Genomic DNA, 25,762 nt, shown 5'->3' on the forward strand with positions numbered 1-25,762 from the left:
GTAATAATAGATTTAAATCTATGTGAAAAGAGTGGGAAAATGGAAATATTACAGCTGCAGTACTTTCAAACCGTAGCACGACTGGAACATATGACGAAGGCTGCGGAACAACTTCAGATTGCTCAGCCATCCCTCAGTAAAACCATATCTCGGCTTGAAGAGGATTTGGGAGTCTCACTGTTCGATAGGGAACACCGGAAAATCAAGCTCAATGAAGCCGGACGAATATTCTTGAACCGGGTCGAACGCGCTTTTGCAGAACTGAATGAAGGAAGGCGCGAAATAGTGGAATTAACAGATCAAGACCAAAAGAACATCACCTTGGCCGTTACCATTCCCAGGGTCCTGCCTGATTTATTGGGTACATTTTTATCTCAATACCCGGACGTCCGTTTTCAACAATTCCTAAAATCCATATCATCCATGAAACAGCTTCTAATTGAAGGAGAAATCGATTATTGCATTTCTTCCGTTCCGATTGAAGGACCAGACTTAAAGTGGGAACCGCTGATCACCGAAGAAATATACTTGATCGTTCCTCCCAATCACCGGCTGGCAGGCAGGGAAAGCATTCAACTCCAAGAAGTGAAAGATGAACCATTCATCAGTATGAATACAGGTTTCGGGTTTCGCAGCCTAACCGACCAATTTTGCCTCGAAGCGGGATTCGTCCAGCACATAGCATTCGAAGGAGATGAACCAGCTGTCATCTCGGACCTTGTCAGGAAAGGGTTGGGGGTCGCCTTCGTATCCGAATTGACATGGCTCCATCAAACCGGGTCATTATCCCATAAAATCCGGATAACTGAACCCGCTTGTCAAAGAACAATAGGGCTCGGCTGGTCAGAAAAACGCTACTTCACCCCAGTAGCCAAGCAATTTCGTTTATTTGTCATGGACTACTTCGCTGCCGCCAACTCCGCTAGGCTAAAGGATGAATAAATGTGGTAAAGGGCGAATAAATGGGTGAAGGCATAAAAAGTATAATTTAATTATAGAGAACATAGTATTCTAGGAGGTTTTTATTAAATATATCGGGTTCAAAATGACGAATCCGATCCTAGGAGATGAATGGAGATGGAAATACGGGTTAATCAAATTGAGTTGAATGGCCTCACGTTTCAATATCGGGAGAGCGGGGATGTTTCTGCACCACCGCTTGTTGTTCTTCACGCGCTGGGGAAAAGTGCAGAATCATGGGATCAAGTGGCTGCCGCATTAGGAGAAAATTATCGTGTTTTAGCTTTAGATCAACGGGGCCACGGTGGGAGTGCGAGAACTAATACATACACTTTTGAATTGATGTGCGATGATTTGTTTCATTTTGCGGATGCGCTTAATTTGGGAAGGTTTTCGCTAATAGGGCATTCCATGGGGGGAACAGTTTCCTATCTTTTCTCGCAAACTTTTCCTTCGATGATAGATAGGTTGATTGTCGAAGATACGCCTCCTCCTTTTTCGGATAAACCAATGGAGGTTCCTTCCAGACCGTCTGAACCTCTGCCGTTTGATTGGCAGGTTGTGCCTTCGATTCTACAGCAGCTAAATGAACCGGGCGCGTCTTACCGATATTATGATGCCGACGCTTGTTATAGGGGGCGGGTCGAGCCATATTCCCCAAAACAAATTGCTGGAGGTTTCCGAGCTTATTCCGAATTGCGAATTGGTGACGATAGAGGATGCCGGACACTTTGTGCATGAAGATAATTTACCAGCTTTCTTGTCTGCCGTAAAAAGGTTTCTTATTTCATGAGCTTCTAAAGGGAACATAGAAATGGAGGAGGGTTGCCAAAGCAGCCCTCTTATTACTGCTGGGCATCTTTAAATGTATGGTTTATTTTATAGACGGCATTTACCGATTTATTATTAATGATTTCCAGTAACTGTTCAGCCATATAGTCTGCGCTGTATTTAAAGCCTGTGTTGACCCATTCGATGATCATGCCTAATATCGCATATGCTTGGTAACTGGAGGCAAGTTCTGTATTGATCTTAGGGTTAGGCCGGTAATCTTCTAGGTCCTTTAATGGAAGTTTCTTTAATTCATTACAAATCCTTTCTAGTAATGTAGGCCATGCATTCGACTTTAGGATGAGGGTATAAATGTTTTCATAGTTTGCTACATGTTCAAATATTTTGATTACTGAAGCCGTTAGTTCATTGATGGTGAAAGTTTCAACGTTTTTATAAGGTTCCCGGTAAGATATGATCAAATCGGCAATCACATCCTCCATGACCTCTTCGAGCAGTTCCTCTTTGTACTGATAGTGTTTATAAAATGTACCCCGATTAAGGTCGGCGAGTTCTACAATGTCAGTAATCGATATCTCCCTGAAATCCTTATTTTGCATTAATGATATGAGGGATTCTTTCAGAGCCATTTTCGATTTCCTGATCCTTCTATCAATCCCAGTGTTATTATTGGACATTTTTTTCACCCTTTGTTCGTTATTGTACTTTTAATAAACATAATTAACCGTTCGTGTTCATTGTTCAACATTGAGGTCATCATTTGCTGATTGTATAAGCCTACTGAAACTAATTATACTATAAAGGAAGTAAGTTAATGAACATCTGTACAATAAATATCACTTCACTAGATTGAATGGGGGAGTTCAAATGAAATTACAAGACAAAGTTGCAGTAGTTACAGGCGCAGCATCAGGCATGGGGAAACAAATTGCTATAGATTATGCTAGAGAAGGGGCTAAAGTCGTCGTATCGGATTTAAATCTTGATGGTGCGAACGAGACGGTAGAAGAAATAAAAGCGAATGGCGGAATGGCATTTGCCATTAAAACCAACGTAGCGGTGGAAGAAGATATTCAACATTTGATCGATACCACGGTCAGTACGTATGGTACGGTTGATATTTTGGTGAATAACGCGGGCATCATGGATGGCATGGAACCTGCTGGAGACGTTGAGGATTCTAGATGGGATCGGATTTTTGCAATTAACACGACAAGCGTCATGCGTTCGACTAGAAAGGTATTGCCAATCTTTTTAGAAAAACAAAAAGGAGTCATCATCAATATTGCTTCTGCTGGCGGTTTATATGGTGCTCGAGCAGGCGCAGCTTATACTGCCTCAAAACACGCAGTGGTTGGTTTCACAAAAAACACGGGCTTCATGTATGCCAATAAAGGGATTCGCTGCAATGCAATAGCACCAGGCGGAGTTGAAACCAATATTGGTTCCAGCATGACGAATATCAATGAGTTCGGCATCTCTCGCCAACAATTGGGTATGGCTATCAATCCACGCAATGGCAAACCTGAAGAAATCGCTAAAGTGGCATTGTTCCTTGCTTCAGACGATTCCAGTTTTGTTAATGGTACTGTCATCACGGCAGATGCAGGTTGGAGTGCATATTAAGTCGTAGATTAAAAAGAGGATGGTCAAAAACTTGGTGACTTCAATATGCATTCCTGCTAGTAAGCAGGGATGCATTTTTTTTGAGTGGATCCTTGGCAGGTTCATTGGATGGGGCTTTTGGTTAGCTAGACAATTTGCAAGAGGAGGGTGTCGACTCATTCGGGAGTCCTGACATTTTCATTTCAATCAAGCTGGATAAGTGGGGGCTGGATAGTTCAACTACTATCCAGTTTTTCTCAAAAAGAATTATGCTATCAATTGGATTTAAAAGATGAGTTTAACTCTAAAATCTTGGAAGCAAAATTGGTTCCCTGAAAAAATCCACTTTCCCTATGAAATTGGATCATTGAGTGATCCATTAGTTTGCTGATATACCTCTCAAACGATATATTAATTTGCGTGAGAATATTGAAGGACTTTCTGACGGACGTAATCAAGGTGCTTGTACATTTGGCTAAATGCTTCATGTGGATCATGTGCTGCAAGTGCCGCATAGATGGCTTTATGATACTTTACAGTCAGTTCCCGTTCTCTGAATTGAATCAGGCTATTTATTTTATTATGGGTAATCAATAAGGAATCGATCATGCCTTCAATAATCGGATTGTTCGCACTTAAAGCAATGATCTTGTGGAATTCTTTATCGGCCTCTCCATAATCGTTGTCTTCACTATTGGCAATCGTGTCAATCGTAACTTGCAGTTTCTCCAGTTGTTCGTCTGTGATCTTCTCTGCAGCCATCGTTACTAATCCCAACTCCAATGCCATTCGCGCTTCGATGATCGCTGGTAAATTATCAGTGGCCAGCGCCAGCATGACAGAGAATGGATGGGTACCGATTTTATCATTAAAAAAGGTTCCTTCACGCGTTTTCCGTGTAATGACCCCTAGTGTATCAAGTGCACTTAGCGCCTCCCGTAAAACAGGTCGGCTTACTTCAAGTTCTTTCATAAGTTCCATTTCAGGAGGCAGTTTGTCGCCCGCTTTCATTTGTCCACTGACGAGCAGATGGACAATTTGATCCACGACTTGTTGTGAAAGAGTGTTGCGATGTACCGATTGTACGCCTAATTTCTTTGACGATTCTTCCATTGTGTAACCCCTTTTCTGTGAAATCCTATATGTATTCCTACTGTAAGACTAATTATATAATATAATACACTTATTTGCATGTGAGGATGAGAAGGTCAATGTCCAAAAAAAGTAAAATGCGCCGCTCTAAAGAGAGAGGCGCACGCATTGTTGGAAAAAAATCATCTGACAAGGCAAGGTGATTTTGGATTGAAATTCCATCCGGAAATCAGGTATTGCATAGCCATTGAATCATCACGGGCACCAAGTCCTTTTCGTTTATAAAGCTGATGTGCCTTCTCGATTTGTTCCATATCCAATTCAATTCCAAGTCCGGGTTTGGAAGGGACATCGACCATTCCGCCGACAATTTTAAAAGGTTCTTTTGTCAAACGCTGCCCATCCTGCCAAATCCAGTGGGTATCGATCGCGGTGATTTTTCCTGGTGCTGCTGCTGCAACGTGTGTAAACATGGCAAGTGAAATGTCAAAGTGATTATTGGAGTGTGATCCCCATGTCAATCCCCATTCGTTGCACATTTGAGCAACACGGACGGAGCCTTGCATCGTCCAAAAATGCGGATCGGCAAGAGGAATGTCCACGGATTGAAGTTGAATGGAGTGCCCCATTTGCCTCCAGTCCGTTGCAATCATATTCGTAGCGGTAGGAAGGCCAGTTGCGCGCCTGAATTCCGTCATGATTTCCCGGGCGGAAAAACCATTTTCCGCTCCGCATGGATCTTCCGCATAGGCTAAAACATGATGTTGATCCCGGCAAAGTTTAATCGCATCCTCAAGGAGCCAGCCGCCATTTGGGTCAAGGGTGATCCTGGCTTCAGGGAAGCGTTCCGCAAGTGCCGTCACCGCTTCGATTTCTTCTTCCCCGCGCAAAACCCCGCCTTTTAATTTAAAATCATTGAATCCATAGCGAGAGTGGGCGGCTTCTGCCAAGCGGACAATCGATTCGGGTGTGAGCGCTTCCTCATGACGGAGGCGAATCCAGTCATCTTCCGCTTCAGGTTCGCTTATATAACCAAGATCTGTTTTATTGCGGTCACCTACATAAAATAAGTAGCCCAGCATTTCCACCTTATTTCGCTGTTGTCCTTCGCCGAGAAGGGCTGCGACTGGAACACCTAAATATTGGCCAACTAAATCTAGAAGGGCCGCTTCCAATGCTGTTACGGCATGTATGGCAATACGGAGATCGAACGTTTGAAGGCCGCGCCCTCCTGCATCCCGGTCCGCAAACTGCTTACGGATGGTATTTAGAATGTTGTTGTAAGTTCCAATGGACTGGCCGACAACCAATTGTTTGGCATCTTCGAGTGTCTGGCGAATTTTTTCGCCTCCAGGAACTTCACCTACACCCGTATTGCCCGCATTGTCTTTTAGAATGACAATGTTCCGGGTGAAATAAGGAGCATGGGCACCGCTCAAGTTCAAAAGCATGCCGTCATGGCCCGCAACTGGAATAACGCTCATTTCTGATATTACCGGTGTGCCGATCTTTACATTATCCTTAAGCAATTGATTGTTCATAATTTTCCCCCTACTAGAATATTTAGTTGACTATGATTTTAACTCTACACGTTTAATTTCACCAACAAGGAATAAATAGCTGCAAACCGCGACAAGAGCATTAGCACATACGAAGACTAGCGCCCCATTGAATGACCCTGTCGTGGCAATGATGTATCCGATGATAATCGGTGTTGTAATGCCGGCAATGTTACCGAATGTGTTGAAAAGCCCGCCACTGACACCGGACATTTCTTTTGGTGAGGTATCGGCCACTACCGCCCAGCCGAGTGCCCCAAACCCTTTACCGAAAAACGCAAGGGCCATAACGAATATAACAATCCATTCCGTATCTACATAGTTTGCAGCTACCAAGCTCATTGATAGAAGCATCCCAACAACAATTGGCACTTTTCGGGAGACAGTCAATGAGAATCCCTTCCGTAACAGGAAGTCCGAGAATGTCCCTCCGAGAATGCCGCCAAAGAATCCACAAATGGCTGGAAGGGAAGCGACTAATCCAACTTCAAGAATGGTCATGCCTCTTTCTTGTACAAGGTACACAGGAAACCATGTAAGGAAAAAGTAAGTTAATGTTGTAATGCAATATTGTCCGAGATAAACACCCAGCAGCATACGATTTGATAATAGCTGCTTAATATGATTCCAGTTAACGCCTTTCTTTTCCTTCTTATTTGTAGTGGTTTGATCCATATTAATCAAAGCGCCGCCTGCTTCGATATATTCAAGCTCAGCTTTGTTGATACGTGGATGTTCCTTTGGTCCATAAATCGTTTTCATCCAGATGAAAGCAACGATGATTCCCAAAGCGCCCATAAAGAAGAAGACGTATTCCCAACCCAATTTATACGTAATATAACCCATGATCGGTGCAAAGAGAACAGTTGCAAAATACTGGGCTGAATTGAAAGTGGCAGCCGCAGTTCCGCGTTCATGGCTCGGGAACCAGGTAGCAACGATTCGGCTGTTGGCCGGGAAGGAAGGGGCTTCTGCCAATCCAACTAAAAAACGCAGTCCGAACAATACCATGACAGCTGTTCCGGCAGAACCGAAAAGACCGAGAAATCCTTGTAAAAGCGTAAAGGTAGACCATAACGTGATACTCCAAAAGTAAACTCTTTTTGAGCCAAAACGGTCTAAAAGCCATCCACCTGGAATTTGTCCAGCTACGTAAGACCAAGCGAAGGCGGAGAAAACATAGCCCATCATGACTGAATCGAGACCAAGCTGACCAGACATATCCGTCCCCGCAATTGATAGTGTCGCACGATCCGCATAATTCAGGGCGGTAACCATAAAGAGCATGAAGACAATGAACCATCGTGTGCGTGTTTTTTTCTGGGCATTTGGCAGTTTAGGAGTTGCTTGAAAAACCTTTTCTTCAGCGTTCATATACTCACTTCCTTAAACGTATTTAATTATATTTTTCATTTGATACCGCTTACAATGTTAGCTGCTTCCCCCTTCGTGAAAATTCATAATATTTAGTTTTGTCCAATGGTAAGACAAATGAAATTGTTTGTCAATGGCTTTTTTTTATAAATCGTTTTTCATTTTAGCTCCTTAATTATCTTGTTTTTTTGTATATATTAGAAGCTAAATTATTGAGGGATCAAGTGATGCTTTATTTTTCAGAAAATAAAAAAAATACAATTGACCATTCGGTGTATTTGTCTTACAATAAAACAATAATACACAAGGGGGAATAAAAAATGAATAAAATTCGCAAGGCACCTAAAGGGATTCTCGGATTTCCCGTGGCACCATTCACAACGAGTAATAAGCTTGATGAACAAGCACTCGCCCAAAATATCCAATTTTTAATAGATGAGGGACTCGAGGCCATTTTCGTTGCATGTGCAGCAGCAGAATATCCATCATTAAGTAAAGAGGAATATGAAGCGATGGTAGAGGTAGCCGTATCCGTTACGGCTGGAAAAGTCCCTGTATACACAGGGGTAGGAGGCAATATTCAAACTTCCCTGGAACTTGCAAGAATATCAGCGGATAGAGGGGCAGATGGTTATTTAATATTACCTCCATATCTCGTTACTGGAGAACAGGCAGGTCTGGCGGCTTATTTCAAAGCCATCGCAGAAAGTACAGACTTAAACTCAATAGTATATCAGCGTGATAATGTGTCACTTTCAATTTCAACTTTGGAAGCGCTCGCAGAGGTCCCACAGGTGGTCGGCGTCAAAGACGGTCTAGGCAATATGGAGTTGAATGGACTCCTAACACAAACCTTCGGAAAACGTTTCGGCTGGCTGAACGGAATGCCGCTTGCTGAAGTTACCATGTCGGCCTACGTTCCACTTGGCTTTGACTCATATTCATCTGCGATATCAAATTACATCCCGCACATCTCACGGAAATTCTATAATGGCATTTTGAGTGGGGATCAAGAAACGGTCAATGAAATTTACCAACAGGTCATTATGCCAATCAACAACATTCGCCGTCAGAGAAAAGGATATGCCGTCTCTCTCATTAAAGCAGGTATGGAGATTATGGGAATGCCGGTTGGGCAAACAGTCAGATTACCAATACTTCCGGTTGAAAAAGAACATTATGCAGAAATGCAAACGATATTAGAGCATGCTTTAGATCGTTTTCCAAAAGAAACATCAATTCAATCAATCTAATAAGGGTGGGATTATATATGATAACTACAGTTCAAACAAAAACGTATCTTAACTATATTAACGGTGAATGGGTTGCTTCTATTTCAAATGAAGTCGAAAAAAGTTTAAACCCGGCAGATAAACAGGCAATTGTCGGATATGTACAGAAATCTACAAAGGATGACTTGAACCTGGCTGTGGAAGCTGCGAAAAAGGCAAAAGAAAAATGGCGCAAACTAGCTGGTTCAGAGCGTGGGGAGTATCTTTATAAAGTAGCGCATATTCTTGAAAAGCGGATTGATGAAATCGCAGAATGTGCAACACGGGAAATGGGAAAGACATTTGCTGAAACAAAAGGGGAAACGGCACGCGGCATTGCGATCCTGAAATACTATGCAGGAGAAGGAATGCGTAAAGTGGGGGATGTCATTCCATCCACCGACAGTTCAGCGCTTATGTTTACTACGCGCGTCCCGCTTGGTGTAGTGGGCGTCATAACACCTTGGAATTTCCCAATCGCCATCCCAATCTGGAAGATGGCTCCTGCTCTCGTATATGGGAATACGATTGTGGTCAAGCCAGCCACCGAGACGGCCATCACCTGTGCGAAGATCATGGAGTGTTTTGAAGAAGCTGGTTTACCGGCGGGGGTAATCAATATGGTCACAGGGCCGGGCAGTGTCATAGGGCAGGGAATCGCCGATCACGAAGATGTAAACGGCATTACCTTCACTGGCTCAAACGGCGTTGGAAAAAGGATTGGACAAGCGGCGTTAGCACGTGGAGCGAAATACCAGCTTGAAATGGGCGGGAAAAACCCGGTAATCGTTGCAGCGGATGCGGATCTTAATCTGGCTGTAGAAGCAGTCATTACAGGTGCGTTTCGTTCAACGGGGCAAAAATGTACCGCGACAAGCCGTGTCATCGTTGCGGCTGAAGTTTATGAAGAGTTCAAGGGGTTGCTGGTGAAAGAAACGAAAGGCATTTCCATCGGGGATGGATTGGACAGCGGGACATGGATGGGACCATGTGCTAGCGAAAATCAATTAAATACGGTTCTTTCCTATATCGAAAAAGGAGTGGAGGAAGGCGCTACACTTCTAATTGGCGGAAAGCGTGCTGAAGAAGGCCCTCAGGCAAATGGTTTTTATGTAGAGCCTACGATCTTTGATAACTGCACGTCAGATATGACAATTGTACAGGAAGAAATTTTTGGTCCGGTGATCGCTTTATTGAAAGCTGATTCAGTTGAAGAAGCCCTGCAACTTGCGAACAGCGTGGAATACGGCCTTAGTGCTTCGATTTTCACCGCCAATATCAAACATTTGCTTTCATTTGTTAACGATATGGAAGCGGGATTGATTAGGGTTAACGCCGAGAGCGCAGGCGTTGAATTACAGGCGCCATTTGGCGGCATGAAAAATTCCAGCTCCCACTCCAGGGAACAAGGAGAAGCAGCAAAAGAGTTTTTTACATCCATTAAAACGGTGTTTGTAAAATAATATAATGTGAATGCGATCAATAGATAACGCTTTCGAATTAATGATTAAAGAGCTTATAAAGTTAATAAATCTGGAAGGAAGTTAAATAATGAAATCGCAGGGATCGCCAATTATTACAGATATGAAGGTTATTCCAGTAGCAGGCTATGATAGTGCCCTACTCACACTAAGTGGCTGTCATGCTCCTTATTTTACTCGCAATATTGTTATTTTAGAAGATGAAACGGGGAATACAGGTATCGGTGAGATTCATGGCGGCGATGATATTACTAGAATGATAGAAAGTTATCGTCCATTTGTGGTAGGACAAGAGATTGCCAATTATAGAGGTTGTATTACTTCAATACGTAAAGGTGGTTTGAGTATAAAAGGTGACTCTGGTGAAGGGTTACAAGGATTAAACTTAGCCAATTTAAAATTTGTTGTTCAAGCAGAAGCAGCTGTTGAATGCGCCATGATGGACTTGCTTGGTAAATTTGTTAATAAACCAATTGCAGCATTACTTGGCGATGGAGGTATTCAACGTACAGAAGTTCCTTTCTTAGGATATTTATTCTATATCGCAGATATGGAAAAATGCGATCTTCATTATTTACGTGAAACACAATTTAAGGATGATTGGGATCGTGTTAGACGAATTGAAACATTAACAGCTGAAGGAATTGTTGCTCAAGCAAAAGCAGCTGAAGATCGTTATGGATTTAAGAGCTTCAAATTAAAAGGTGGAGTACTTCGTGGAGAAGAAGAAATGGAAGCGATTCAAGCTTTACATGAAGTATTCCCTGATTCAAGAATTAATCTTGATCCAAATGGAGCATGGTCATTAGAAGAAGCCATTAAGCTTTGCAAAGATAAAGGAGATATACTTGCTTATATTGAAGATCCTTGTGGTCCTGAAGCGGGATTCTCTAGCCGTGAAATAATGGCTGAATTTAAGATTGCAACTGGACTACCTGTTGCTACAAATATGATTGCAACAAATTGGCGTCAATTCCATCATGCAGCAGCACTTAGAGCAGTGGATATCGTGTTAGCTGACCCTCATTTCTGGACATTGAATGGCAGTATTCGTATGGCACATGTATTAAACGATTGGGGCTTAACATGGGGGTCGCATTCCAATAACCACTTTGATATTACATTAGCAGCATTTACACAAGTAGCAGCTGCTGCGCCAGGAAATATTTCACCAATCGATACACACTATATTTGGCAAGATGGTCAAGAATTATGTGATGATCCATTACAAATTATAGATGGAATGATTAAACTGCCTGATAAACCAGGTTTAGGTGTAGAAATAAATATGGATAAAGTGATGAAAGCAAATGAATTATATCGCAGTCTGCCATATCATGACCGTGATGATTCAACTTCTATGCAGTATCTAATTAAAGAGTGGAAATATAACTCTAAAAAACCATGTATGGTGAGATAAACTTTTCGATTTAAATGACTGGGTAATTACCATGAGTAAAAGAATGAATATCTCAATCTATTAATGATGAAAATATTAACATTCTACTCATGGTAGTTGCTAAAAATACATGAATTGTAAGCCCTTACTTTATTACAATTCATTGAGAAAAAATAAAAGCTATTAAACTGAAACCATTTTTCTGAAAATCAAGAGAAAAAGGAGGAAGCTTATGAACAGTAGCGGTGCTCAACGCATCAGCAATGAGACTGAACATCCTAAAAAAACCAATGTGCGTTTTACCATACTTGCAATGTTATTTATCGTGACCGTCATTAATTATATTGACCGTTCTGCTTTGGGTATAGCTGCTCCAGTAATGAAAGAAGACCTTGCTTTCGATGCAGTGAAATTAGGTGTTGCTTTTTCAGCCTTTAACTGGGCATATACTGCATTTAACATTCCAGGAGGTTGGTTATTAGATAGATATGGAGCACGTAAAGTTTATGGTGTTGCTTTATTATTATGGTCCACATTTACCTTTTTTCAAGGATTTATCAGCACCTTACTTGGATTATTCATTTTAAGATTCTTGGTTGGTATTACTGAAGCCCCATCTTTTCCAGGGAATAGCAGATTGACGACGATGTGGTTTCCACAACATGAACGCGGACGGGCGGTATCGATTTATAACTCTGCACAATATTTTGGATTAGCACTTTTCACGCCAGTTATGGCATGGATATTACAAGAGTTTGGCTGGCACGATGTTTTCTTTGTTGCAGGAGGATTAGGTATCTTTGTAGCCATTTTATGGTTTGCATTTGTACGTGAACCATACAACCATCCACGTGTAAATCAAGCAGAAATCGATTATATTAATTCAGGTGGAGGGTTAGCAAATAAAGAAGAAAAAAGAAAAGTGAACTGGTCTGATATCCGTCTTTTGTTGTCAAACAGACAAATGGTCGGAATTTATATTGGTCAGTATGCGTTGAATACAATTGTTTGGTTTTTCTTAACGTGGTTCCCTACATATCTCGTAACGGAGAAGGGTTTATCTCTAATTCAAACAGGTTTTGCAGCATCGGTACCTTATATAGGAGCATTTTTTGGAGGTATCGTTGGCGGGATCATTTCCGACAGATTATTGAAAAAAGGAAAATCGCTCGCTGTTGCACGTAAAACACCGATCATCACTGGGTTTCTTTTATCCAGCACGATCGTATTAGCTAACTTCACTTCAAATATTTTTCTTCTTATCCTAATCATGTCCATTGCCTTTTTCGCAAAAGGTTTGGCAGGTCTTACATGGTCTCTTGTCGGTGATATGGCACCAAAAGAACTTATTGGTTTAACTGGCGGTATTTTTAATACCATTGGGAATATAGCAGGTATTGTAACACCACTTGTCATTGGCTTTATTTTAGCCAAAACAAATTCCTTTAGCGGTGCCCTGATCTTTGTTGCTAGTGTATTGTTCGTAGGAGCTCTATCTTACATTTTCATAGTAAATAAACCTGAAAGAATCATATTAATAGATAAAAATTAAGAGAAGAAAATAAAACAAACTTTTGAAAAATAAAATACGTAAGTTTGAAAAAAGTTCCCTAAAAGCATGAGGAATATAATTGAAGCCATTTTAAAATATATCTATATCAGCAATATGCTAGCTTTATTATATTGAAAGGGTTGGTAAAGTGGATACGAAAACGCAGCTGACAGAGGTACCGCTTTATATAAAGGTAAATGGGATGGACAATGTCGCCATCGTTGTTAATACGGGGGGCTTGGATCAAGGAACCGTTTTCCCTTGTGGGCTTGAATTGAAAGAAAGGGTACCACAAGGTCACAAAGTAGCTTTAATGGATATAGTCGAGAATGAAGCTATCATACGCTATGGAGAAGTTATCGGTTTTGCGGCTGAATCAATCGGTAAGGGCAGTTGGATTGACGAGTCATTGGTGATGCTGCCGGCATCTCCAAATTTAAAGGAATTACCGGTGGCAAATGATATACCCGAAACTTTTCCCCCACTTGAAGGATATACATTTCAAGGATTCCGCAATGAAGATGGCAGTGTTGGAACCAAGAATATATTAGGCATTACAACAAGCGTTCAATGTGTAGTAGGCGTGCTGGATTTCGTTGTGAACCGGATAAAAAAAGAGCTTCTCCCGAAGTATCCCAATGTTGATGATGTTGTCGCTATAAATCACAACTATGGGTGCGGAGTCGCAATCAATGCACCGGAAGCAATTATTCCCATTCGCACAATACAGAACCTTGCGAAACACCCAAATTTCGGCGGGGAAGCCTTGGTAGTTGGTTTGGGTTGTGAAAAACTGTCTCCAATGAGAATAAATCCGAGCGGGAACGATTCAGATATCATTTCACTTCAGGATCAGCAGGGATTTGCGGGAATGGTCCAATCGATTATGGAAATGGCCGAGGAACGTTTAATCAAGTTGAACCGCAGGCAGCGGGAGACATTTCCGGTTTCCGAATTAGTCATCGGTACGCAGTGTGGAGGAAGTGATGCATTTTCTGGTGTGACAGCTAACCCTGCAGTAGGATATGCTACAGATCTGTTAGTTAGAGCAGGGGCAACCGTTCTATTTTCTGAAGTCACAGAAGTACGGGATGCGATTCATCTATTAACTCCTCGAGCGGTGAATGAAGAAGTAGGGAGAGCTTTGATAAAGGAAATGGATTGGTATGATAACTACCTTGCTTTAGGTGATGCTGATCGAAGTGCCAATCCGTCGCCAGGAAACAAAAAAGGCGGATTGGCCAATGTAGTGGAAAAATCATTAGGCTCCATTGCAAAATCCGGAGGCAGCCCCATTTCAGGCGTACTGGCTCCAGGTGAAAAAGCTACGGAAAAAGGGCTGATTTTTGCAGCTACACCAGCTAGTGACTTTGTTTGCGGAACATTACAGCTCGCTTCCGGTATGCACCTTCAAGTTTTTACAACTGGAAGAGGCACACCTTATAATCTCGCAATGGCTTCCGTCATCAAAGTATCTACACGAAATACATTGACAGAGCAATGGAAAGATCTGATTGATATAAATGCTGGAACTATCGCTACTGGTGAAGCAACCATAGAGGATATTGGGTGGGAAATATTTCACCTTATTTTGGAAGTGGCCAGCGGTAAAAAGAAAACCTGGGCAGAGCATTGGGGCCTACATAATGATTTGGCATTGTTCAATCCTGCGCCAATTACCTAATAATGATTTACTGGACGGACTTCCTTTTAATAGGGGTCCTTTTTTTTCCTCCAGAAAAGAGGAGCGCCGGACTATTAGCAGAAGTTATTAATGAACGATTGGTTTTCATCATGACGAAAAAAGGGTGATACTAAGTACATATCAGGAGGGATAGCATGGTCACATTCAGGAATGCGACAGTAAAAGACTTAAGTGAAATAGTACATATGCTTGCGGATGATGTATTGGGGAGGGAAAGAGAGCGATATGAAAATCCCCTTCCCGAAAGCTATTTAAAAGCATTTGAATCCATTGATGCAGATGGAAATAATGAATTGATCGTAGCATGTCTTGGTGAGGAAATCGTTGGGGTGCAGCAAATTACGTTCACTCCTTATATTACCCATCAAGGCGGTTGGAGAGCTACGATCGAAGGAGTTCGGACGGCATCTTCAGAACGAGGGAAAGGTATTGGAAGCAAGTTGATTCAATATGCGATTGACCGTGCAAGGAAGCGGGGCTGCCATATCATTCAGCTGACGACCGATAAAAAGCGGGAAGAAACACTGCGTTTTTATGAACGTTTAGGATTCAAAGCCACTCATGAAGGCATGAAAATGAAGCTTTAATTCACGGTCTTTTGTCCCTTTTTTTTGTGCACAACAACTTGTCTGGTATTATATGTTAAAATTATTTGTGAGATATTAATAGATGTATATAGGATTTAAAAACTGATGAAAGGGTGAGCTCGATGGAAACCGAAGCATGTATTCAGAAGAGGTACGGTGTAATTAGTTTTACTTCATTCATCATTGGAATCATTTGCTTTTTTACTGTTTTTATTACACCTATTAGAATGGAAAATATCGGGAACATGAATGGTGATTATATAACATTTTTCCTTACGATTGCCGGCATCGTCCTATCTGTCATAGGAATTTTGAAGAAAACGGAGAAAAAAGTGATTTCTATCATTTCTTTGGTTTTTTCCTCGTCTTTCTTTATATTTTGGGTTATCGTCATCACTTTGTTGTTAATTGGGGAAATAGAATTACCCCGTAGCTCAATAAGATAAAGGGATTGAATCAGGATGGTTATGAAGCTTCTGGGGAGATAGATCTGACTAAAAGGGGATTATTCAATGATAAGAGGTTTATATGAAGCACATTTACCGGTTAGTAATTTGAATCGTTCCATTGAATTCTATGAAGGGCTTGGTTTGCAGTTGGATCATAAGGTTGAAGACAGCCTGGCTTTTCTATGGATTGAGAAGGATAAAAGTTGGTTGGGGCTTTGGGAAACGGAAAAAGTGGAGGTTGAGTATCATCCCTCCCTACGGCATATCGCTTTTCAAGTATCATTGGTAGATCTAAAGAGCTCAGTCGCATGGCTTGAAGATAGAGGCTATGCGCCAAGAGAAGCTTTCGGATTTCTACCAGTTGAACCTTTCGTGATGCCGCACGGGGAATATGCCCACGCTAAAATTCACTTTAATGATCCAGACGGAAACAGTTTGGAGTTTATTAGTAAACTGGAGAATCCAAAAAAAATCACGAATCGTATGTATTTAAGTGAATGGGAACATGAATATAGAAGTGAAAAATACGAATGACAAATGGGCGAAAATTTTAAGAATAAGAATGGGAGAATCATAGAATGAATGTCAAAGCGGAATTATATTGGAATGAATTTTGGCAGGGGAAAGACGAAGAAAAACCCCAGGCAGTCAGTGCATGGCAATTCGGGGCCGATCCCGATCATTTGGCTCAATTAGTGATGGATGGGGAAAAAACGGCTACGTGCTCTGGGTATGTTTTTTATGAAGAAGAAAATGAACCATTACCATCCCTGGGTGATTACAGCATTATTTTAAGCAGTGAGGATGAGCCATTAGCCATCATACAAACAGTGAAAGTCGAAGTATTGCCCATGAATGAAGTGAGTGAAGAGTTTGCGATTGCAGAAGGAGAAGGAGATCGAACATATACATACTGGTGGGATGCACATGAAAATTTTTTTAAAGAAGAACTGGACAAAATCGGCCACACATTTAAGGAAGATATGTTGCTTGTGTGTGAGCGTTTTGAATTGATACATGTAAAGTGAATGTAGACGGTTCGATTGGAAGAGAGCAATAGTATTTTAATAGAGATTACCTAGTTATGGTTTCTTCAAAAGGATGATCAACACTGTATAATAACCTTCGATTTTAATAAGGGCAAGATAAGCCTTCATGTAAATGCTTGCCCTTGTCTACCATCATCCCTCGTCAAAGCAAATCCCCATCATGATCACTAATTCTTTTTGGAGTCTTTTTTCCCACTCTTCCATTCTTTTAATAGGTTCTTCTCTTGGGACAATTGTATTTTAAGATGGAATTATTACGGAAATCACATTTTCTTTTTGTGGTAATATAAGGTGGACTAGTACGTTTTAGGTAGAAAGTAATGAATTTGGAAGTCGAAGAATGAGTTCTTTTAAATGTTACTAGTGAAAGAAGTGTTTGAAAGGAGTGTTTCGTATGCAGTTGACGATTCAGGCATCGGGTGACAATGTGCAAGCGATATCTTATTTATTGTCTAAGAACCCGAATAATTTATATGAAAGAAATCATAAAGGGCATTTAGTGCGCCTTTTTTATAGTAAGTTTACGGAATCGGAAATGGAGGCAACAATCTTTGTTACACCGGATCCCATAGAGTTAGTGAAAAATAATGCTAATTCCTACGATATCACTCACTACATAAATGATCGGGAATTTGCGGTGAGCAGCATTTTCTGTTCATTGATCAGGTCAGCACTGGGAACAGCTTTGAATGGGCAGCCGAAGGAAGAACATTTAGAATGGGTAAACCATCCGTTTTCATTTCAGTTCAATTTTGGTCCGGTGGTTTCTACTCTTTCCGATAACCAATTAAGGGAATTATTTGAGCCGATTGGTTATGAAGTGATAATTACCCGCCCGGAAATTCAGTATTCTTTCGATATTAAGGATAGGAGTTCGGCAAGAACTATTTCCTTGAAAGGGATGAAGACACTGCAGGATGGGTTAAGGCATTTGTTCGTATTGATTCCAGTCATTGACAACTATAAGCATTATTACATTGATGAAAAGGAAATCGAAAAACTTGAAAGATATGGTGAGGGATGGCTTGACGATCATCCTATGCGTGACTTTATCTATCGCCAATCGCTTAGATTCAAGGAAGTATACAGCATCGTCGAGAACAAAAAACCTGAAATGAAGAAAGACGAAAAAGAAAGAAAGGTTCGGTTGAATGATCTTCGCTATGAAAAAATCGTTGATACTGTAAGTCAAATGCACCCAAGCAGCGTGGTGGATTTTGGCTCAGGCGAAGGAAAACTTTCAGTACGTCTTGGATTTATTGAGGGCGTAAAGGAAATCCTCGCCGTCGAGCCATCCGAATCTGCATCCATCAAAGCCCTAGGGCGATTCGATAAAGTGAAGGATAAAGAAAAATTCGTGGTTCCCGAGACACTATGGGGTTCACTCTTTTATTATGATGAAAGATTAAAGAATAAGGATGTCATCATTTTATGTGAGGTCATCGAGCATATCGACGAGTACCGCCTTCCTAAGGTAATGGATACGATATTGCATGATTATCAACCGAGAGCCTTGATTATCACAACGCCAAACCGTGAATATAACGAGGTATATGATATGGACGATTCCCTTCGGCACAATGATCATCGGTTTGAGTGGACAAGAGCCGAATTTCATCAGTGGTGCACTTCGCGAAATCATGACGGTTTCTATGATCTTCGCTTCGAAGGAATTGGTGAAGAGCATGCCACACAAGGCTTTCCGACACAAATGTGCGTGTTCGAAAGGAAGGAGGACTGAATATGAATATCGTATTGCCATACGCAGGGATTGTCTTGCTGATTGGACCATCAAACAGCGGTAAGTCAACCTTATTAAAAAGGATGATTGAAAAAGAAGAGATATTACCTTCGGAGGTCATAAGTTCAGATGACTTTAGGATAATGGTAAGTGATGTGGAGTTCATTGATTGGCATGACAGACCAAAAGATGAAAGTGACAGTTTGATGGATGAATACCAAACCATATCAGGTGAAGCCTTTTCAATGATGGAATCCGTCATTGAAGCAAGATGCCGTTTAAATAAATTGACCATTATCGATGCGACCAATCTTCACCCTGATGATCGGAAAAGATATATCACTTTAGCCAAAAATAATAATGTTCAAATTCAATCGATTGTGCTGGATATCGCTGAAGATGAACTGCTTGCAAGGGATGAACGAAGAGAACATCCAAGGGGAAAAAGAAGGATCAGACAGCAATGCCAGACATTCAAAAGGGAAAAGCGATACCTGAAAAAAGAAGGCTATGCATCGGTTTACACGATAAAGGAAACGGACAACCTCCAGGTTAGCAGAGGTACGAATCCTCTTGAAAAAGACATCGGGCACGGAATCGATATCATCGGGGATATTCATGGCTGCCATGAAGAGTTGATCCTCATTCTTGAGAAGCTAGGCTATCAAAAAAATCAGGAAGGTCTTTATCTGCATCCCGAAGGACGAAAGTTCGTTTCAGTAGGAGATGTCATGAGCAGGGGGCCGGAGTCGCTTAAAACCATGCTCTTTTTCCATGAACATGTTCAAAAGGGCGTTGCCTATATGATTGACAGTAATCATGGATGGAAGATTGCCAGATGGTTGGATGGGAGAGGCGTCACTTTAAACCATGGCGATGAAAAAGTTGAAGAAGAATTTAAAAGATATGAAGAGGAACATGGCAGGGAAAAAGCGGCGGAAACGAAAAACAAGCTTAAAGAGTTTCTCCTGCACGCCCCTTCGCATTACGTGTTCACCAAGAATGGTGTACAAACCTTGATTTGTGTGCATGCCGGAATCAAAGACGCATTCATCGGGAAACAATCTGAAGCCATAAGTGACTTCTGCCGTTATGGTGATACGGATGGTTTTGATGAAAGAGGAAAGCCAGTGCGTAAAGATTGGTATATTTCCCATAAGAAAAGCACGCTTATTGTCTGGGGACACGATCCCAAGCCGCAGCCGTTATTGATCAACAATACCATTAATATTGATCAAGGTGCCGTCTTTGGCGGAGCACTGACCGCTTTCCGCTATCCGGAAAGGGAGGTCATTTCCGTACAGGCGAGTCAAAATCATTCCGGTGACGATGACACCCCATTGAAAGAATGGGAGAAAAACCGGCTGAATCCGCCGAATATCGGTAAATTCATCAATGGTTATTCAGTATTGACAGAGAAAATGGGCGAGGTAAAGGTCCAAAAGGATATTGTAAAACCTGCAATCGATAAGATATCACACTTTACGATACCGATTGAACAATTAATCTATATCCCGCCAACCATGAGCCCGACACCGAGTCCCTCTTCATCGGCAAACTATCTGGAACATCCAAGAGAGGCCATCGACTATTACAGAAGCCAGGGAATCCAGACCATGATTGCTGAAAAGAAACATATGGGAAGCCGGGCCATCCTTTTTCTATTCCGGGATACTGAAGCATCTAAAAAACATACCGGTTTTGAATCATTGGGGGTTATCCATACAAGAACGGGCAGACGTTTCTTCGACGTAAAGACGGAAGAAAAACTTATCTTGAAAATCAATCAAGATTTAAATGAGAGCGGCTATTTTGATAGATACGAGACGGATTATGTCCTTCTAGACGCTGAAATCATGCCATGGAACCTGAAGGCAAAAGAGCTCATCAGCAGTCAATATGCCCATGTAGCCGAAAATGCAATTCTTGACCGAACGATGCTAAAGGAAAAAATCGAGAAAGCGGTCTATGAAAATGCCGATTTAAAAGGATGGCTGGAAGAATATGAGCTGAAACTGGAAAATGCTCATACTTTCAAAGAAGTCTTTCAAAAATACTGCTGGGAAATTGAAGATTTGAATTCCATTCAAATCGCACCATTCCATGTGCTTGCCCATAGTGAGGATACCTTCTTCGATAAGCCCCATACATGGCATATGGAGATGAACCGCAATTTTGCAAAGTGTTCCCATTTATTTGTGGAAACCGAATATAAAGTGATTTCGGATGAAGCAAGTGAAGAAGAGGTCATTAAATGGTGGGAGGATATCACCAGTGAAGGCCATGAAGGCATTGTAATCAAGCCGGAATTTTTCATCGCAAGAAATAAAGGCAAGCTTTTGCAGCCAGCCATAAAAGTAAGGGGAAGGAAGTACCTAAACATCATTTATGGAATGGACTATTTGCTTCCGGAAAATCTTGAGAGACTGAAAAACAGGAATACAGGCAAAAAGCAAAAACTGGCACTGAGAGAATTCTCCCTGGGAATCGAAGGCATTCAAAGATATGTAAAAGGCGAATCGATCGAGCGAGTACACGAATGTGTTTTGGGAACCTTGGCCATGGAATCAGATCCTGTAGATCCCAGATTGTAAGAGGTTAGTTTAAAATGGGGTTGCTCCGGCAACCTCATTTCTTTTTGAAGAAGGTCTGAGGCATTAAATATAAAGTTGAAACGTTCAGTGATTTGCTATAATAGGTCATTGGATTAAAAAACTTATAGAAAGATAGGTATTTGCCATGAAAAAGAAACTGATATTCATTGGATTGGGAATCCTCGTTGTTTTCCTGCTATTGATTGGTACATATAAATTAATGAATTCGAGAACATATCAGGTATTCGGAGGATTAACGGATAATGTCGAGTCGAATGAAAAAGTGGTCGCTTTGACATTTGATGATGGCCCATCGAAGAATGTAAATGAGATCCTTCCGATATTGGATAAATACGATGTAAAAGCTACATTCTTTCTGATTGGTAACGAAATTGAAAAGTATCCAGAGGAAGCTGGAAAAATATCGGAAGCAGGACATCAGATTGGGAATCATACGTATTCCCACAGGCGAATGGTGTTTAAATCTCCCTCCTTTATCAAGGCGGAAATCGAGAAAACGGATATATTAATTCAGAACTCCGGATATAAGGGTGAAATTGACGTTCGGCCACCAAATGGGAAAAAAATCTTAGGGCTGCCTTATTATTTAAATAAAAATGATAGAGAGACCATTACCTGGAATCTGGAACCAGATAGCTATTACACTTCCGCTTCTGACAAAGTGAAGTATGTGAAGGATAATATTAAACCAGGTTCGATCATCCTGATGCATCCGATGTATGATGATACGGGTAAAGAACTTCAAGCGATTGAAGGGATCTTACAAGAGTTAACGAACGAAGGCTATAGGTTTGTAACGGTCAATGAACTTCAAGAAATGTAGTTTCATTTATACCGTCCGAACCATATTCAAAGAATCGGGTTGCCGTGGCAACCCTTTTTTATATGAGATAGAGAATAGTACAAAACATGGGCTGCATATTGTTTCTTAACGGAATGTTCTTGTAAGGGCATGCATCGTATGAATTTTTCCATAGTGTAAATATAGCTATTAAAATGGGGCTGGTTACTTGTATCGGAATAAAAATACCGCTCTGATCATCTTGTTGTGTTTCTTGTTATTCCTGTTTCTAGTCGTGCTCATTTTTCGTCACATCACGGTATACTTCGTGTATAGCTCGGGCATCGGCCCGTTATTACTTATCGGGGTAATGGTCTTGGCTATCGTTATGCTTTTTTTCAAAGGATATAAATAATCGAGTTTGTTTCTTTGAGGCTGCTGCGCAGCCTTTTTTTTTGTGGAAAAAGTTCTTTGAAGCTAAGACATAAAAAAAATTAAAAATCAATAAAAAATTAACAATCCACTATTAGTAATATATGGTAAGATTTTAAATGGGAATATTTTCTTATAAATTATAATCAGGGGTGATATGTACGTGGAGTTTTTTACTAAGTGGGCGTTTAAGAACAAGGCTGCCGTTTCATTGGTAACCATATTTATTTTGTTGATAGGAGTTGTCAGTTATTTTAAACTGCCGATGGAATTTTTACCATCTGCTGATAATCCACAAGTTACGATTATCACAATGGGGCAGGGCACTGATTCGAAAACGATGGAAACACAAGTTACAGATCCGATTGAAAGAGCAGTTACGGGAGTTAAAGGAAAGAGTTCAATATACTCCACCACTGGAGATGGATTTTCAAAAGTAGATCTATTCTTTGAAGCCGGATCGGATATGAAACAAGCGAAACTTGATGTTCAAGAGGCTCTTGGCAGTGTAGCGCTGCCACAAAGCATGGCAAAGCCAACTGTTACACAGTTAAATACATCAATGATTCCCATCTCATTTGTAGCTGTTACTTTTAAGGATGGATTAACAGCTGAAAATATAGACTTTACCAAGAAAGAATTAGAACCTCTGTATAAAGATATTAAAGGGGTTTCGGATGTACAGACATTTGGAGTTTCCCAATCCATTCTTTCAGTCAAAGTGGATAATGAAGAATTGGCTAAAAAGAAAGTCTCCATTCAAGATATCATGAGCGTTCTTAACGGTCAGAATGCAGCTCTGGCCGTAGGCGAAAAAGTGATTGATGGGAAGGCAAGTAACATCAAGGTTATCGGGGATTTAACAAGTATTGAAAAATTAAAAGCGTTAAAGGTCACTCCAAATGTCACACTTGGAGAAATAGCAAAAGTTGAAGAAGCGAAGGATGGTAACCTCATCAGTCGTTTTAACGGAAAGGAAAGCATTGATTTAAGCATTATCAAGGACAGTCAATCAAATGCTGTAACAATCAGTAAAGAGGTTGAAAAAGTAGCAAAAGAAATTAATGAAAAGTATAGTGACCAGAAATCGACCATTTATTTATCTACAGCTGATATGGTGGAGACTTCCGTTCAGACGATGGTAAAAGAAGTTCTGCTCGGTGCGCTATTCGCTACTATTGTAATCATGGTCTTTTTACGGAATGTACGATCTACATTCATTACGATCGTATCCATACCGTTATCTCTTGGCTTTACGTTATTTTTGCTGTCATTGTCGGGAGTGACGCTGAATATTTTGACGCTGGGCGGTGTCGCTGTTGCGATCGGTCGCTTAGTGGACGATAGTATTGTTGTTATTGAAAATATTTTCCGGAAAATGCAGCAGGAGAAGATTTCAATCGAAATGGTGATGGATGCTACTAAAGAGGTGGGAGTGGCGATAACAGCTTCAACCCTTACTACTGTAGCAGTTTTCTTGCCGGTTGCTTTATTGAATGGAGGGCTACAAGAGTTTCTTCTTCCTTTCGCTTTGACTGTCACTTATTCTTTGCTGGCCTCTTTAATTGTGGCATTGACGGTTGTTCCATTAATGAGTGCAGGATTGCTGAAAAGGACGGAGCTGCCAAAACATCGACCGGCCAAGCGTTTTACCAAGCTGGTTACTTGGTCACTAAACCATAAATGGGTTGTCTTGATTGTTGCTATGCTGCTGTTTGTCGGTTCCATTGGTACATATTTTGCCATGCCAAAAGGGGCGATTGATAATTCTTCAGCAGACTATGTCTCCGTGACCTTAACTTATCCAAATGATCAGCCTTATGAGAAAGTAAAGGAAAAAGCGATTGAACTCGAAGAAACGATGCAGGGTATGAGTGAAGCGGATAATATTTTCATGCAATTAGGAAACTCTGCCGAGACAGCACAATATGGCGCAGTCACATCACCCACTGAAGCTACTTTCGGCATCCTGGTGAAGGATAAAACAAATGTGGATTCAATCCTGAAAAAGGTGGAAAAGGAACAAGAAAACTATCCTGATGCGAAGCTTACGGCCACCGCTTCCTCATTTATGATGGGGGCATCAAAGACGAACATTACGATAGATGTGATTGGCAGTAATGTTGAAGATTTGGAACAGACGGCCAATAAGGTCAAAGAAGGAATTCAGGATATTAAAGGAATTGAAGATGTTACAACGAACCAAGACGAAAAGAAAACGATTTATTCATTCAAGGTAGATCCAGCTAAAGGCAATACAGAACAAATAGGTCAACAATTAGGTATCATGCTTAATAAAACTCCTATCGGCAATATAACTTTACAGGATAAGCAGACACCTGTCGTCCTTGAACCAATCTTAGATCCCAAAAAACCAGAGGATTTAAAAAGCATTCCGATTATGACAGATGGCGGTCTAGCACCAGTGTCAAAGGTTGCTTCTTTAAAGAGCGAAGAGAGTGCAACAACACAGTTCCATAAAGATGGAGAAACGTATCTTCAACTAACTGCAACAGTCGATCCGACTAAGCTTTCCGATGTTGCAAGTAAAATAAATCTTGAGATATTTGGAGATAAGGAGAACAAAGGTCTTGATATTCCGAATGATGTAGAAATTTTAGTCGGGGGAGCGAGTGCTCAGCAGACAGATGATTTTTCCGATTTGTTCCTTACGATGTTAATATCGATCGGTATTGTCTTTTTAATCATGGTTATAACATTTAAATCGATCAAAGCACCGATCGCCATTCTATTTTCCTTGCCATTCGCTGCTATTGGAGCGGTATTAGGATTGGTTATCAGTCGAATTCCAGTGGATATTACAGCACTGCTGGGTGCTCTCATGTTAATTGGAATTGTTGTGACAAACGCGATTGTGCTTCTGGATCGAGTCAAACAAAACGAAGAAAAAATGATCATCCGTGATGCGATCGTCGAAGCGACAGCTACAAGATTCCGTCCAATCATAATGACGGCTGTAGCAACGATTTGTGCCATGCTGCCACTTTTATATAAAAAAGCGGAGACAGGAAGCTTGGTTTCACAAAGTTTAGCGATCGTTGTCATTGGCGGGCTAGCTGTTTCTACACTGCTCACACTTATCGTCATTCCATGTATATATGAATTGCTGTACTATAAAAAATCGAAAAAACAGAGAAAGAAAAAGAGAGAACCCGTTAACGAACAAATCGAGATGTAATGGTGCTTAATAAAAGGTTTGTAGAGAAAGCAACGCTTTCTTTACAAACCTTTTTTTTCTGTAAAATAGTACATGCTTTTAATAGTTTTTTAAAATAATGGTTGACTTTCCTTTGTCCT

Annotated in this window: 20 protein-coding genes; 16 read left to right on the top strand and 4 right to left on the bottom strand. The window is 41.0% G+C overall.

Annotation, left to right across the window (positions count from 1 at the left end):
- The first annotated feature begins 39 nt into the window (after positions 1–39).
- Positions 40–942, top strand: coding sequence for a LysR family transcriptional regulator (locus tag BS1321_RS18400; RefSeq protein WP_063232456.1), 903 nt, complete (start codon positions 40–42; stop codon positions 940–942).
- 135 nt (positions 943–1,077) lie between these two features.
- The gene (locus BS1321_RS18405) at positions 1,078–1,701 is read left to right on the top strand and encodes an alpha/beta fold hydrolase (RefSeq protein WP_232522710.1); all 624 of its coding nucleotides are present in this window, start codon (positions 1,078–1,080) and stop codon (positions 1,699–1,701) included.
- 104 nt (positions 1,702–1,805) lie between these two features.
- Here the strand turns inward: BS1321_RS18405 and BS1321_RS18410 are convergent, their stop codons facing one another.
- A complete protein-coding gene (locus BS1321_RS18410) occupies positions 1,806–2,429 on the bottom strand; it encodes a TetR/AcrR family transcriptional regulator (RefSeq protein ID WP_063232457.1) in 624 nt (207 codons plus the stop codon).
- A 190-nt stretch (positions 2,430–2,619) separates the two neighbouring features.
- Here BS1321_RS18410 and BS1321_RS18415 point away from each other — a divergent pair, with 190 nt between their 5' ends.
- Complete coding sequence (locus tag BS1321_RS18415) at positions 2,620–3,378, top strand: SDR family oxidoreductase (RefSeq protein WP_063232458.1); 759 nt, start codon at positions 2,620–2,622, stop codon at positions 3,376–3,378.
- A 390-nt stretch (positions 3,379–3,768) separates the two neighbouring features.
- Here the strand turns inward: BS1321_RS18415 and BS1321_RS18420 are convergent, their stop codons facing one another.
- The 3 genes from BS1321_RS18420 to BS1321_RS18430 all read right to left on the bottom strand — a co-directional run bounded on the left by BS1321_RS18420 (position 3,769) and on the right by BS1321_RS18430 (position 7,382).
- On the bottom strand, positions 3,769–4,470 hold the full coding sequence (locus tag BS1321_RS18420; protein WP_063232459.1) for a FadR/GntR family transcriptional regulator: 702 nt from the start codon (positions 4,468–4,470) through the stop codon (positions 3,769–3,771).
- A gap of 161 nt (positions 4,471–4,631) precedes the next feature.
- A complete protein-coding gene (gene gudD, locus BS1321_RS18425; RefSeq protein ID WP_063232460.1) occupies positions 4,632–5,990 on the bottom strand; it encodes a glucarate dehydratase in 1,359 nt (452 codons plus the stop codon).
- A 30-nt stretch (positions 5,991–6,020) separates the two neighbouring features.
- Positions 6,021–7,382, bottom strand: coding sequence for an MFS transporter (locus BS1321_RS18430; protein ID WP_063232461.1), 1,362 nt, complete (start codon positions 7,380–7,382; stop codon positions 6,021–6,023).
- 320 nt (positions 7,383–7,702) lie between these two features.
- Between BS1321_RS18430 and kdgD the strand changes: the two genes are divergently transcribed.
- The 13 genes from kdgD to BS1321_RS18495 all read left to right on the top strand — a co-directional run bounded on the left by kdgD (position 7,703) and on the right by BS1321_RS18495 (position 25,643).
- Positions 7,703–8,635, top strand: coding sequence for a 5-dehydro-4-deoxyglucarate dehydratase (kdgD, locus tag BS1321_RS18435; protein ID WP_063232462.1), 933 nt, complete (start codon positions 7,703–7,705; stop codon positions 8,633–8,635).
- A gap of 17 nt (positions 8,636–8,652) precedes the next feature.
- Positions 8,653–10,116 carry an alpha-ketoglutaric semialdehyde dehydrogenase GucD gene (gucD, locus tag BS1321_RS18440; RefSeq protein WP_063232463.1) on the top strand — a complete coding sequence of 488 codons (1,464 nt, stop codon included), beginning with the start codon at positions 8,653–8,655 and terminating at the stop codon, positions 10,114–10,116.
- Positions 10,117–10,204: 88 nt separating this feature from the next.
- Positions 10,205–11,554 carry a glucarate dehydratase family protein gene (locus BS1321_RS18445; protein WP_063232464.1) on the top strand — a complete coding sequence of 450 codons (1,350 nt, stop codon included), beginning with the start codon at positions 10,205–10,207 and terminating at the stop codon, positions 11,552–11,554.
- Positions 11,555–11,765: 211 nt separating this feature from the next.
- Positions 11,766–13,085, top strand: a complete 1,320-nt coding sequence (locus BS1321_RS18450) for an MFS transporter (RefSeq protein WP_169803972.1) — start codon at positions 11,766–11,768, stop codon at positions 13,083–13,085.
- A gap of 202 nt (positions 13,086–13,287) precedes the next feature.
- A complete protein-coding gene (gene garD / locus BS1321_RS18455) occupies positions 13,288–14,769 on the top strand; it encodes a galactarate dehydratase (RefSeq protein WP_063232858.1) in 1,482 nt (493 codons plus the stop codon).
- Between the two features lie 155 nt (positions 14,770–14,924).
- Positions 14,925–15,377, top strand: a complete 453-nt coding sequence (locus BS1321_RS18460) for a GNAT family N-acetyltransferase (RefSeq protein ID WP_063232465.1) — start codon at positions 14,925–14,927, stop codon at positions 15,375–15,377.
- 122 nt (positions 15,378–15,499) lie between these two features.
- Entirely contained in the window at positions 15,500–15,823 is a 324-nt protein-coding gene (locus BS1321_RS18465) for a hypothetical protein (protein WP_063232466.1), read from the top strand.
- 66 nt (positions 15,824–15,889) lie between these two features.
- Positions 15,890–16,360, top strand: coding sequence for a VOC family protein (locus tag BS1321_RS18470; protein WP_063232467.1), 471 nt, complete (start codon positions 15,890–15,892; stop codon positions 16,358–16,360).
- Between the two features lie 44 nt (positions 16,361–16,404).
- Complete coding sequence (locus tag BS1321_RS18475) at positions 16,405–16,854, top strand: ASCH domain-containing protein (RefSeq protein WP_063232468.1); 450 nt, start codon at positions 16,405–16,407, stop codon at positions 16,852–16,854.
- Positions 16,855–17,269: 415 nt separating this feature from the next.
- Positions 17,270–18,616 (top strand): 3' terminal RNA ribose 2'-O-methyltransferase Hen1, encoded by a 1,347-nt coding sequence (locus BS1321_RS18480; RefSeq protein ID WP_063232469.1) that lies wholly within the window; start codon positions 17,270–17,272, stop codon positions 18,614–18,616.
- Positions 18,617–18,618: 2 nt separating this feature from the next.
- Positions 18,619–21,210 (top strand): polynucleotide kinase-phosphatase, encoded by a 2,592-nt coding sequence (locus BS1321_RS18485; protein ID WP_063232470.1) that lies wholly within the window; start codon positions 18,619–18,621, stop codon positions 21,208–21,210.
- Between the two features lie 145 nt (positions 21,211–21,355).
- A complete protein-coding gene (locus BS1321_RS18490) occupies positions 21,356–22,054 on the top strand; it encodes a polysaccharide deacetylase family protein (RefSeq protein WP_063232471.1) in 699 nt (232 codons plus the stop codon).
- A gap of 553 nt (positions 22,055–22,607) precedes the next feature.
- Positions 22,608–25,643, top strand: a complete 3,036-nt coding sequence (locus tag BS1321_RS18495) for an efflux RND transporter permease subunit (protein ID WP_063232472.1) — start codon at positions 22,608–22,610, stop codon at positions 25,641–25,643.
- The last annotated feature ends 119 nt before the right edge of the window (positions 25,644–25,762 follow it).

Source organism: Peribacillus simplex NBRC 15720 = DSM 1321 (genome assembly GCF_002243645.1).
GTDB classification, from domain to species: Bacteria; Bacillota; Bacilli; order Bacillales; family DSM-1321; genus Peribacillus; species Peribacillus simplex.